At 71.5% G+C, this 12522-nt stretch carries 9 protein-coding genes; 5 read left to right on the top strand and 4 right to left on the bottom strand.

All coding sequences use genetic code 11. The features are described 5' to 3' along the window. Positions 1-57: 57 nt before the first annotated feature. Positions 58-1002 (bottom strand): CAP domain-containing protein, encoded by a 945-nt coding sequence (locus V2J85_RS18490; protein ID WP_419836804.1) that lies wholly within the window; start codon positions 1000-1002, stop codon positions 58-60. A gap of 131 nt (positions 1003-1133) precedes the next feature. On the opposite strand from V2J85_RS18490, the gene V2J85_RS18485 reads away from it, so the two are divergent. From V2J85_RS18485 to V2J85_RS18470, 4 genes are all read left to right on the top strand, one after another. Continuing rightward, the gene (locus tag V2J85_RS18485) at positions 1134-1415 is read left to right on the top strand and encodes an acylphosphatase (protein WP_261955461.1); all 282 of its coding nucleotides are present in this window, start codon (positions 1134-1136) and stop codon (positions 1413-1415) included. A 380-nt stretch (positions 1416-1795) separates the two neighbouring features. Next, positions 1796-1999, top strand: a complete 204-nt coding sequence (locus V2J85_RS18480) for a hypothetical protein (RefSeq protein ID WP_006602857.1) — start codon at positions 1796-1798, stop codon at positions 1997-1999. Between the two features lie 376 nt (positions 2000-2375). Further along, entirely contained in the window at positions 2376-5984 is a 3609-nt protein-coding gene (gene smc / locus V2J85_RS18475) for a chromosome segregation protein SMC (RefSeq protein WP_330822241.1), read from the top strand. A gap of 232 nt (positions 5985-6216) precedes the next feature. After that, positions 6217-7635 (top strand): sugar porter family MFS transporter, encoded by a 1419-nt coding sequence (locus tag V2J85_RS18470; protein ID WP_261955459.1) that lies wholly within the window; start codon positions 6217-6219, stop codon positions 7633-7635. Between the two features lie 63 nt (positions 7636-7698). On the opposite strand, the gene V2J85_RS18465 is transcribed toward V2J85_RS18470, so the two are convergent. Next, positions 7699-8715: a helix-turn-helix domain-containing protein gene (locus V2J85_RS18465; RefSeq protein ID WP_330822240.1), complete on the bottom strand. Its 1017-nt coding sequence runs from the start codon at positions 8713-8715 to the stop codon at positions 7699-7701. Positions 8716-8822: 107 nt separating this feature from the next. On the opposite strand from V2J85_RS18465, the gene V2J85_RS18460 reads away from it, so the two are divergent. Then, positions 8823-9137, top strand: coding sequence for a cupin domain-containing protein (locus tag V2J85_RS18460; RefSeq protein ID WP_410011357.1), 315 nt, complete (start codon positions 8823-8825; stop codon positions 9135-9137). Between the two features lie 452 nt (positions 9138-9589). Here the strand turns inward: V2J85_RS18460 and V2J85_RS18455 are convergent, their stop codons facing one another. Both V2J85_RS18455 and V2J85_RS18450 read right to left on the bottom strand, forming a co-directional pair. After that, a complete protein-coding gene (locus V2J85_RS18455; RefSeq protein ID WP_330822291.1) occupies positions 9590-10621 on the bottom strand; it encodes an LLM class flavin-dependent oxidoreductase in 1032 nt (343 codons plus the stop codon). Between the two features lie 133 nt (positions 10622-10754). Further along, entirely contained in the window at positions 10755-12242 is a 1488-nt protein-coding gene (locus V2J85_RS18450) for a purine-cytosine permease family protein (protein ID WP_261955455.1), read from the bottom strand. Positions 12243-12522: the final 280 nt, after the last annotated feature.

Raw genomic sequence — 12522 nt, 5'->3', positions numbered from 1 at the left:
GAGCCCCTCAGGCGCAGGTCAGCGGCCGGGTCCTTGCGAGGCCGGTCGGCGCGCGGGTCAGAAGCCGAAGTCCTGGGTCCACCACGGTCCGCCCGGTCCGAAGTGGGCGCCGACGCCGAGGGTCTTGTACTCGCAGTTGAGGATGTTGGCGCGGTGGCCGGGGCTGTGCATCCAGGTGTCCATGACGGCCTGGGCGGTGGCCTGGCCGCGGGCGATGTTCTCGCCGCCGAGGTCGCTGATGCCCTGGGCCTCGGCGCGGTCCCAGGGGGTGTGGCCGTCGGGGTCGGTGTGGTCGAAGAAGTTGCGGTGGGCCATGTCGTCACTGAACCGCTGGGCGAGGGAGGCCAGTTCCGGATCGGCGGTCACGGGGGAGCAGCCGGCCTTGGACCGCTCCTGGTTGACCAGGGCCAGCACCTGGGCCTCGGCCGACGACTCACTGCCGGTGCCGCCGGCGGCGGACACGGTGGGGTGCGGGGAAGCCGTGGACGCGGAGGCCGACGGGTGGCCGGTTGGCGCGGCGGAGCCGGACGGTGAATCGGCCTTTCGGGTGGGGGACTTGGCGGGGCGGTGCGGCGAGGGGGAGGTCGTCGGGGTGGTGGGGCCGGTGCTGCCGGGAACCGCGGAGCGGGCGCTGCCGCGGCTGGCCGGGAGGGTGGCGCGATCGGTGGGGGACGCCGAGAGGCCCCCCTGCGGCGCGGTGGTCTCCGGCAGGGCGCCGGCCCGTACCCGCTCGCCGGGCCCGTCGCCCGTACCGCCGTCGAACTGGCCGCCGCCCGGGATCAGTCCGGAGGCGACCGCCACGGCCCCCATCGCCATCGCCGCGGAGACGCCGAGCAGGCCGGTGCGCACCGGTGCCGCGCCCCTGGGGCGGGCAGCACGGTGCGAGCGGTGCCGCACCGGGCCGGCCTGGCCGGCGGCCGGTCCCGTTGCCGTCGGGGCGTCAACAGGCCGTGGGCCGGGGGCTGCCGGCGTGGGGTTCGCAAGACGTCGATGGCGGCCCATCCGCTGTCTTCCTTCCGTCCTCAGCGTCAACACGCTCACCCGTAAGGGTGAGTTTCGCTGTCGGGGGACTGTACGCCATGACGCATGGGGCCGAAGTGTCCGTTGAGCAATTGGCCAGTTAACGTGCACACATGGAAGAAGAGGTGCGGGTGACCGCATGGGTACGGGGGCGGGTGCAGGGTGTGGGGTTCCGCTGGTTCACCCGTGCGAACGCCCTGCGAATCGGTGAACTCAGCGGATTCGCGAGCAATCTCGAAGACGGCCGCGTCCAGGTGGTCGCCGAGGGCCCGAAGGACCGGTGCGATCAGTTGCTCGACTGGCTGCGGACCGGTGACACGCCCGGGCGAGTAGACGGAGTCACTGAGATATGGGCCACGCCGCGGGGCGGTTACGACGGCTTCGAGATCCGCTGATACCGGCCACCGGAACCGGCCGTACGGCCGATATCCGCGATCTTGGCGGTGCGTCTTCGTCAGCTGCTTACGGCGGATAAGGCCTGGTGGTTGCCAACTCGGCCGACCCGTGCAAGGCTGCCGCTGTACGGATGATCTCCACGCCCCCGCGGGACCTTTCTGGGGAGTCGGCGCAGCGCCCTCGCGGCCGCGCACTCTCAGGTGCCCGAGGATACGGGGTGTGATCGTGTTGACCGTCTAACCGTTTGGTGAGACTCTGGAATCCCCGCGCACCTTAGCTGTTTGGCATTGAGTACACCAGAGAATGACAAGCCGCGGGTGCGAATCCCTCACGACCCACACCGCTTCGGTCGGTCACTCATTGTGGAGGACCATCCATCATGGCAAAGGCGCTTCTCGGTTACGTCGGCGGCTCCGACCCCCGAGTCCTCTCCGAGATGCGACGGCTTCAGCAGCGCGTCCAAGACCTTGAATCCGAGCTTATCCGGATGCAGGCCGAAAACGACATGCTGTCCGCTGCCGCACGTCGCGACGACTCGATGCTCGACATCGACGTACCCCAGGCGGAGCCCGCGCTCACCTGACCCGACGAGGGCCGGTAGGGCTGCTTGCCAGCCGCTTGAGGCACCGCTCTCTTCAAGATCTGCAAGGGACGCTTCGGCGTCCCTTCGTCGTTTCCCGGATCTTTGGTCGTTTCCCGGATCTCTGCCCGGCCGGTCGTCCGCCGTCCGGCACTTCTCGTGATGGATACCGTCCGCGATCAATGCGGCCTGTGACCGATACGGCCGCTCCGGCCGGCCCGCCCCTCCCTTACCGCATGATGTGCCCTTCGCTTTCCGCGGTGAAACCGAAAATGAACGGCGCGGTATCCCCAGGTGCCCTGGGCGCGTACCGGGGGCGGGGGCCGGCGGCGGAATGTTGGGGTGGCCCGTCAAGGGGCGGCCGGTAGAGTCCAACGGCGTGCACCTCAAGAGTCTGACCCTGCGAGGCTTCAAGTCCTTCGCCTCCGCCACGACACTCCGGTTCGAACCGGGAATCACCTGTGTCGTGGGCCCCAACGGTTCCGGCAAGTCCAATGTCGTGGACGCGCTGTCGTGGGTCATGGGGGAGCAGGGCGCGAAGTCGCTGCGCGGCGGGAAGATGGAGGACGTCATCTTCGCCGGGACGACCGGGCGGCCGCCGCTCGGCCGGGCCGAGGTCTCGCTCACCATCGACAACTCCGACGGTGCACTGCCGATCGAGTACGCCGAAGTCACCCTGACCCGGATCATGTTCCGCAATGGCGGAAGCGAGTACCAGATCAACGGGGACACCTGCCGGCTGCTCGATATCCAGGAATTGCTCTCCGATTCCGGTATCGGCCGGGAGATGCACGTCATCGTCGGGCAGGGCCAGCTCGATTCCGTTCTGCACGCCGATCCGATGGGCCGCCGGGCCTTCATCGAGGAGGCGGCCGGCGTCCTCAAGCACCGCAAGCGCAAGGAAAAGGCGCTGCGGAAGCTGGAGGCGATGAAGGCCAATCTCGCCCGCGTCCAGGACCTGACCGACGAGCTGCGGCGGCAGCTCAAACCGCTCGGGCGGCAGGCCGCGGTCGCCCGGCGCGCCGCCGTCATCCAGGCCGATCTGCGGGACGCCCGGCTGCGGCTGCTCGCCGACGACCTCGTCACGCAGCGCGCCGCGCTGCGGGCGGAGATCGCCGACGAGGCGGCGCTCAAGGAGCGCAAGCAGGCCGCCGAGGAGCGGCTGCGCACCGCCCAGCGCCGGGAGGCGGCCCTGGAGGAGGAGGTCCGCGCGCTCACCCCGCGGGTGCAGCGCGCCCAGCAGACCTGGTACGAGCTGTCGCAGCTCGCCGAGCGGGTGCGCGGCACGATTTCGCTGGCCGAGGCGCGGGTCAAGAGCGCCACCGCGGCCCCGCCCGAGGAGCGGACCGGGCGCGACCCGGACGACATGGAGCGGGAGGCGGCCCGGATCCGCGAGCAGGAGGCGGAGTTGGCGGCCGCGCTGGAGGCGGCGACCCGGGCGCTGGAGGACACCGTCGAGCACCGTGCCGCGCTGGAGCGCCAGTTGGCGGACGAGGAGCGGCGGCTGCGGGACCTGGCCCGGGCCATCGCCGACCGCCGCGAGGGCCTGGCCCGGCTCAGCGGTCAGGTCACCGCGGCCCGCGGCCGGGCCGCGTCGGCCCAGGCGGAGATCGGCCGGCTCGCCGAGGCCAGGGACGACGCCCGGCAGCGGGCGGCCGCGGCCCAGGAGGAGTACGAGCAGCTCAAGGCCGAGGTCGAGGGGCTGGACGCGGACGACGAGGAGAGCGCAGCCCGGCACCAGGCGGCCCGCCGGGAGCTGGCCGAGGCGGACGCCGCACTGACCGCCGCCCGGGAGGCGCTGACCGCGGCCGAGCGCAAGCGCGCCGCGACCGCCGCCCGGCACGACGCGCTCGCCCTCGGGCTGCGCCGCAAGGACGGCACCGGTGCCCTGCTGGCCGCGTCCGAGCAGCTCAGCGGGGTGCTCGGGCCGGCCGCCGAACTGCTGACCGTCACGCCCGGCTTCGAGATTCCGGTGGCCGCCGCGCTCGGTGCGGCGGCGGACGCGGTCGCGGTCAGCGATCCGGCCACCGCCGCCGACGCCATCCGGCTGCTGCGCAAGCAGGACGCCGGGCGGGCGGCGATGGTGCTGGGGGCCGGCGGAACGGGGACGGTGCCGGCGCAGGGCGGGGCGGCGGACGTCGCCCCGGCCGCCGTGCACCGGGTGCCCGGGCCGCGCGCGGAGCCCGTACCGGCCGGTCAACTGGTGCAGGGGCCCCCGGAGTTGACGGCCGCGGTGGCCCGGCTGCTGCGGGACGTCGTGGTCGTCGGGACGCTGGAGGACGCCGAGGACCTGGTGGCCGCGCGGCCGGAGCTGCTGGCCGTGACCGGTGAGGGCGATCTGCTCGGGGCGCACTTCGCGCACGGCGGCTCGGCCGGTGCGCCGAGTCTGCTGGAGGTGCAGGCCTCCGTCGACGAGGCGGCCGCCGAGCTGGAGGCGCTGGCGGCGCGCTGTGGGCGGCTGGCCGAGGAGCAGCGAGCCGCGGACGGGCGGCGGGCGGAGTGCGCCGCGCTGGTCGAGGAGCTGGCCGAGCGGCGGCGGGCCGCGGACCGGGAGAAGTCCAAGGTCGCCGGGGACCTGGGTCGGCTCGGCGGGCAGGCCCGGGCGGCCGCCGGCGAGGCCGAGCGGGCCGCCGCGGCGGCCGCCCGTGCGGAGGAGGCGCTGGTCCGGGCCACCGAGGAGGCCGAGGAGCTGGCCGAGCGGCTGGCCGTCGCCGAGGAGGAGCCGGGCGTCGGCGACGAGGAGCCCGACACCTCCGTACGGGACCGGCTGGCGGCGGACGGGGCCAACGCCCGGCAGACGGAGATGGAGGCCCGGCTCCAGGCGCGTACGCACGAGGAGCGGGTCAAGGCGCTGGCCGGGCGGGCGGACGCGCTGGACCGGGGGGCGCGCGCGGAGCGGGAGGCGCGGGCGCGGGCCGAGCGGCGGCGCGCCCGGCTGCGGCACGAGGCGACGGTGGCCGGGGCGGTGGCGTCGGGGGCGCGGCAGCTGCTGGCGCACGTCGAGGTGTCGGTGGTCCGGGCCGAGGAGGAGCGGGCCGCCGCGGAGCGGGCCAAGGCCGAGCGGGAACAGGCGCTGGTGGCCGAGCGGAACGCGGCCCGGGACCTGAAGTCCGAACTGGACAAGCTGACCGACTCGGTGCACCGGGGCGAGGTGCTCGGCGCCGAGAAGCGGCTGCGGATCGAGCAGCTGGAGGCCCGGGCGCTGGAGGAGCTGGGGGTGGAGCCGGCCGCGCTGCAGTCCGAGTACGGCCCGGACCAGCCCGTGCCGCCGTCGCCGCCGGCGGAGGGCGAGACGCTGCCGGACGACCCGGAGCACCCCCGCAACCAGCCGGTGCCCTATGTACGGGCCGAGCAGGAGAAGCGGTTGCGGGCCGCCGAGCGGGCGTATCAGCAGCTCGGGAAGGTGAACCCACTGGCGTTGGAGGAGTTCGCGGCGCTGGAGGAGCGCCACCAGTTCCTCAGCGAGCAGCTTGAAGACTTGAAGAAGACCCGGGCCGACCTGTTGCGGGTGGTCAAGGAGGTCGACGAGCGGGTGGAGCAGGTCTTCACCGAGGCGTACCACGACACCGCCCGGGAGTTCGAGGGCGTCTTCGCGCGGCTCTTCCCCGGGGGCGAGGGGCGGCTGGTGCTCACCGACCCGGACGACATGCTGGGGACCGGCGTGGACGTCGAGGCCCGGCCGCCGGGCAAGAAGGTCAAGCGGCTGTCGCTGCTGTCGGGCGGCGAGCGGTCGCTGACCGCGGTGGCCCTGCTGGTGTCGATCTTCAAGGCGCGGCCCAGCCCGTTCTACGTCATGGACGAGGTCGAGGCGGCGCTGGACGACACCAATCTCCAGCGGCTGATCCGGATCATGGAGGAGCTGCAGGAGAGCTCCCAGCTCATCGTGATCACGCACCAGAAGCGCACGATGGAGGTCGCGGACGCCCTGTACGGGGTATCGATGCAAGGGGACGGCGTCTCGAAGGTCATCAGCCAGCGGCTGCACTGATCGCAGCGCGTGTCCGACGCGGCATCAGTTCCTGATCAATTCACAAGTTGAATGAACCCTCCCCTGAACTGCGGGGAAACAAATCCATCTCGGCCTATTGACTTCGAAACTTGAAGGCATAGTCTCTGCAACGTTGCTTTTACCTTCAAGTGGTGGGTACCCCCAACCTATGCACCACTAGAAGGGCCAGCCCCCTACGCCCGGCAGCGCAGCCGGGCCACTGGAGTTCACGTTGACCAGCACCGCGCAGCCGACGGTCCCGGAAGGCCGTAAGGCCCACCCCGACCACCTCGGCCATGTCATCTTCATCACCGCGGCTGCCGCGATGGGCGGCTTTCTCTTCGGCTACGACAGTTCCGTGATCAACGGCGCCGTCGAGGCGATCCGCAGCCGCTACGACGTCGGGTCCGCCGTCCTGGCCCAGGTGATCGCCGTCGCCCTGATCGGCTGCGCCATCGGAGCCGCCACCGCCGGCCGGATCGCCGACCGGATAGGACGCATCCGGGTGATGCAGATCGCCTCGGTGCTGTTCACCGTCAGCGCCGTGGGATCCGCCCTGCCGTTCGCGCTGTGGGACCTCGCCCTCTGGCGGATCATCGGCGGCTTCGCCATCGGTATGGCCTCGGTCATCGGCCCGGCCTACATCGCCGAGGTCTCGCCGCCCGCCTACCGCGGCCGCCTCGGCTCCTTCCAGCAGGCCGCCATCGTCATCGGCATCGCCATCTCCCAGCTCGTCAACTGGGGCATCCTCAACCTCGCCGACGGCAAGCAGCGCGGCACCATCGCCGGCCTGGAGGCCTGGCAGTGGATGCTCGGCGTGATGGTCATCCCGGCCGTCCTCTACGGCCTGCTGTCCTTCGCGATCCCCGAGTCGCCGCGTTACCTGATCTCCATCGGCAAGATGACCCGGGCCAAGGAGGTGCTGGCCGAGGTCGAGGGCCACACCGTCAACCTCGACACCCGGCTCACCGAGATCCAGGACGCGATGCGCCGCGAGCACAAGTCGAGCTTCAAGGACCTGCTCGGCAGCAAGATGGGCTTCCTGCCGATCGTCTGGGTCGGCATCGGCCTCTCGGTCTTCCAGCAGCTGGTCGGCATCAACGTGGCGTTCTACTACTCCTCGACGCTGTGGCAGTCCGTCGGCATCAACCCCGAGAGCTCGTTCTTCTACAGCTTCACCACGTCGATCATCAACATCATCGGCACCGTGATCGCGATGATCTTCGTCGACAAGATCGGCCGCCGCCCGCTGGCACTGATCGGCTCGGTCGGTATGGCCGTCGCGCTCGGCCTGGAGGCCTGGGCCTTCTCCGCCAAGACCGCGGCCGGCACCCTGCCGGCCACCGAAGGCACCGTGGCCCTGATCGCCGCCCACGTCTTCGTGCTCTTCTTCGCCCTCTCCTGGGGCGTCGTGGTCTGGGTCTTCCTCGGCGAGATGTTCCCGAACAAGATCCGCGCCGCCGCGCTGGGCGTCGCCGCCTCCGCGCAGTGGATCGCCAACTGGGCCATCACGGCCAGCTTCCCGAGCCTGTCCGACTGGAACCTCTCGGGTACCTATGTGATCTACATGTTCTTCGCCCTGCTCTCGATCCCCTTCGTGCTCAAGTTCGTGAAGGAGACGAAGGGCAAGGCGTTGGAGGAGATGGGCTAACCCCCCCGCCAGCCCACTCCTCAGTGCAAGCTGTTGCCCCGGACCGACAGGCGGTCCGGGGCATCAGCTTTTCCGTTCCCCGGACCCTTTGCCCGTCGTGTGGAACGCCCGCCGGTACGCCGCCGGTGTGGTGTGCAGGACCTGCTGGAAGCGGCGCCGGAGGTTGGTCGCCGAGGACAGGCCGACCCGCACCGCGACCGCCTCGACGGGCAGATCGGTCTCCTCCAGCAGGGTCCGGGCCGCGGTGATCCGCCGGCCCAGCAGCCACTGGCCGGGACTGGTACCGAGCTGCTCGGCGAACCGGCGGGCCAGGGTCCGCGCGGAGACCCGCAGCCGCTCCGCCATGTCCTCCACCGTCACCGGTTCGGACAGCCGCTCCGCGACCCACTCCAGCAACGGGGCCAGCGACCGCTCCATCGCCGGCGCCGGATCGATCCGGTCCTGCGCGGCCGGGGCGGCGTACTGGGCCTGGCCCCCTTCCCGGTGCGGCGGCATGACCATGTGCCGGGCGATCCGCGCCGCGTGGGCCGCGCCGTGGTCGTTCCGTACGAGGTGCAGACAGAGATCGACCCCGGCCGCCGCTCCCGCACTCGTGGCCACATCGCCGTGGTCGATGTACAGCACCCCGGCGTCCACCTCCAACTCCGGGAAACGAAGCGCCAGTTCGGCCGCCCGAGCCCAGTGCGTGGTCGCCCGGCGGCCGTCGAGCAGACCGGTCTGCGCCAGCGCGAAGACTCCGGAGCAGATGCTGACCAGCCGCGCGCCGTTGCGGTGCGCGGCGAGCACGGCCTCGCGGACGGCGGGGGACAGCGGCTCGTCCAGCGGGATCCACCCCGGGACGACGACCGTGTCCGCCGCGGCCAGCGCGGACAGCCCGGCGCTGACGAGCATGTCGTAACCGGCCGTCGTCCGCACCGGCCCCGGCGTCTCCGCACACACCGTGAACTCGTAGCGCACGGGCACACCGGGGCGGCGGGTCCCGAACACCTCCGCCGCACAACCGAGTTCGAAGGGCCCCTGGGGCGCGTGGACCAGGGCGACCACGCGATGCGGCGGGCTGTCGTCATCCTCCACGGTCATGGCAGGAAAGTACCTGAGGATGTCATTCCTGACACTGGGAGCGGGGGTGCCGGCCCGATGAGGATGGCGCCATGACACAACACAGCACCGCGATCAGCGGCCAGGAGATGGACGATTACGTGTGGTCGGAGGTGTCCGACGCACCCGTCAAGGAGCTGTTCCCCGGCGTCCGGATCCGCCCCCTGTGGACGGGCGACAACGGGGCCAAGGCCCTGGTCCTGGAGATCGACCCGGGCGCCGCCTGGGAACGGATCGACGTACACGAGCCGGGACCGGAAGAGGTCTTCGTCGTCTCCGGCACCTTCAACGACGGCTTCGGCGACCACCCCGCCGGCTCGTTCCTCCACGCCCCCGCGGGCTCCTGGCACCTCCCCCACTCGGACACGGGCTGCACACTCTTCGTCTTCTATCCAGAGGGCTAAGTCCCGCTGCGCTTGGCTTTTGCCTCCCACGTACCTGTCTGCGGCGCCGCGGGTCGTCTCGCCGTTGCGCGCTTCGCGGCGCCCCGCACGTACCTGGCCGTCCCGCCGCGGGTCGTCTCGCCGTTGCGCCTGGCGGCGGGCGTTGTTTTGTCGGGTGCGGTGCCGGCCCTCCAGACTTCGTCCTCCGGTCCAGCCCCTCCCGTGAGTGGGAGTTTCTTAGCTGGTTGGGGGCGGGCCTGGTCTGTTGCCTGCGGGCTCGTGGGCATTACCTGCACCCCCACCATCGTTTTCTTTCCCTCTCACGGGAGGGGGCGGGCCGGAGGGGCCGGTTGTGTGGACGTAAAGCGTCAGCAGTCCACACAACCGGCCCCGGAGGCCCGTCACCGCACCCAACAACCCACCTGGCCCGCCGCAGGCGCAACGGCGAGAAACCACCACGGCGGAACAGACGGCTACGTGGGGGGACCAAGCCGCGTAAGCACCCGCTCCGCGAACAGGTGCAGCGACCGCCACCCCTCGTCCACCGGCATGCCGCCGCACAGCGGGTGGAGGATCAATGAGCCCTGGGCGCCCGCCTGTTGGGCAAGCGCGAGGCACTCGTCCGGGGTGACGACCCGGTAGACGCCCTCCTCGCGCAGCGCCTCCGTGTCCGTCGCCGCCGAACGCACCGCGGAGCGGATCCCCGCGGACTGCCAGGAGGCGTAGGTCCGCGCCTCGTGCAGGAGATGGCCGCCGTACTCGGCCCAGGTGCGGTCCGGGTCCTCGGAGACGTGCAGCAGGCAGGTCCGCTCGGGTGGCTGCAGCACCCAGCCGTCGGTGCCGTGGACGGCGCGCTGCTCGTGGTAGTACGCCTCCAGTGAGGGCAGGCGGGCGCTGGGGAAGAAGGGGAGGCCCAGCCGGGCGGCGCGCCGGGCCGCGGCGCGTGAGCTGCCGCCGACCAGCAGCAGCGGGTGCGGCCGGGTGAAGGGGCGCGGGGTGACCCGCACCGTACGCCCCCGGTAGCTGAACGGTTCACCGGTCCAGGCGGACAGCAGGGTGCCGAGCACCTCGTCCTGGAGTGCGCCGCGGCCGGCCCAGTCCTTGCCGTGGGCCGCGTACTCCTCGGGCCGGTAGCCGATGCCCGCGACGGTGACCAGCCGGCCGCCGCTGAGCAGGTCGAGCGAGGCGAGGTCCTCGGCGAGCCGGAGCGGGTCGTGCAGCGGGGTGATCAGCGCGGAGACCGTCACCCCGATCCGGCGGGTGGCGCCGAAGACGGCGCCCGCGAAGGTGAGCGGCGAGGGCATCCAGCCGTTGTCCGTGGCGTGGTGCTCCTCGGTCTGGATCATGGTGATGCCGCGGTCGTCGGCGAAGGCGGCCATCTCGACGGCGGCCCGGTAGCGGGCGGCGAGCGAGGCGGCGGTGGGCGCCGGGTCGACGAGGTTGACGCGCAGGACCGTGACGGGCCGGGCGGGCGGTGCGGCCGGCGCGGGCCGGGCACCGGGCATGGCATCGGGCGTGACATCGGACAGGGCACCGGACATGGCAACGTCCCCTTCGCCAAGGACGGTTGGCGAAGGGGACGTTAGCTGACGCGGCGTCAGGTCGCCAGAGGGCGGGAGCCTCCCGGGATGGGGCGGCTCAGCTCACCTCGACCGACTGCCGGGCCTTTGCCGGTGCCTCGGCAGCGGCCGCCGGGACCGACTCCTTCGCCGCCGGGAGGACCGCGAAGACCACCGCGGCGATCGCGATCGTGGCCGCCCAGCCCAGGCCGTTCTCGCCGATCCAGGTCGTGGCCAGCGGGCCGGCGAACCACTGGACCTTGGTGAAGCACAGGCCCGCCACCAGCGCGACCGCCCAGGCGGCCATGGCCTGCCAGCAGAAGCCGCCGGTGTACCAGTAGCGGCTGGTGCGGCCGGTGTCCATCAGGCCGGCGGAGTCATAGCGCACCGCGAGCTTGCGGCGGCGGAACATGTCGACCGCGTAGACCCCGATCCAGGCGGAGAAGGAGACCGCGAGCAGCGTCAGGAAGGCGATGAACTGCCCGATGAAGTCCTTGGCCACCAGCATCATGAACAGCCCGCCGATCAGGCTGATGGCGGCGTTGATGCTGACCGCCAGGGCGCGCGGCAGCTTGACGCCCATGGTCTGCGCGGTGAAGCCGGCCGAGTACATCGACAGGCTGTTGATCAGCATCATGCCGACCAGCGCGGTGATCAGGTACGGGATCGCGATGGCCCGCGGCAGGACCTGGCCGAGGAAGGACATCGGGTCGGTGTTCTGGCTGGCCAGCTCCGGGTTGGAGACCGCCATCACGCCGCCCATGAGCACCATCGGGATCAGTACCAGCGCCGCGCCGGAGATGGTCGTGCCGACGATCTTCTTGCCGGAGGCGGAGTGCGGGAGGTAGCGCGCGAAGTCCGGACCGGTGGGGACCCAGCTGATGCCGCCGGCGGCGATGGTGCCGATGCCCGCGATCATCAGGGTGGTCGAGCCCGGCGACTTGTGGAGGATCGAGCTCCACGGCGCGGTGGCGACCAGGTAGACCAGCACGACCACGCTGATCGCGCTGAACAGGTACGTCGAGTACTTGTTGCACACGTTCAGCGCCTTGCGGCCCATGCCGCTCACCAGGAACGTACAGGCGACGAAGGCCAGCAGGGTCACGACCACCAGGGCGTTGTTGGCCTCGATGCCGAACACCAGGTGCAGCACGGTCAGGATGGCGTACGCGCCGGTGACCGCGTTGATCGTCTCCCAGCCGAAGCGGGCGACCCACAGGATCGCGCCCGGGAAGTAGTTGCCGCGCACGCCGAAGGCGGCCCGCGAGAGCATCGCGCCCGGGGCGCCGCCCCACTTGCCGGAGACCGACAGCAGCCCGACCATGCCGAACGAGACGGCGGAGGCGATCGCGGCGACGATCAGCACCTGCCAGAAGTTCAGGCTGTTGTTGATCACCAGCGAGGCCCCCATGGTGAGCAACAGCACGCTGATGTTGGCGGCGACCCAGGTCGGGAAGAGTTCGCGGACGCGTCCTCGGCGCTCGTGATCCGGGACGGGCTCGATGCCGCGGGTCTCGACGGCGCCTTCGGTTTCGGGACGGGACGTGGACGTGGTGCTGGTGCCCATAGGTGCAGCTATCTCCGTGCGGGGATCTGGGGGGCACCCCCGGGGGAGGAGGTGCAGGCAGCGGCTGTGGTACCTGGCCAGAGCCTTGGTTGCCAGGACTCTACGCGCGTTGCGCGGCCGTCCACCATCGTACTTTGATCCAACTTCTGCTACTTCGCACCGTTGGACCCCTCAACGAGGACGAGTGTCACCCACACTCGTCGAAGGGTCCAGTCGGACCCCCGCGACCAGGCCCCGGGCCGGTCCGGGCCGGAGCCGGAAACCGGCGCGTGAGGGTCCC

Origin of the sequence: Streptomyces bugieae, from assembly GCF_036352915.1 — a bacterium.
Classification (GTDB): Bacteria; Actinomycetota; Actinomycetes; order Streptomycetales; family Streptomycetaceae; genus Streptomyces; species Streptomyces endophytica.
This window is presented reverse-complemented; position numbering and strand designations above follow the sequence as displayed.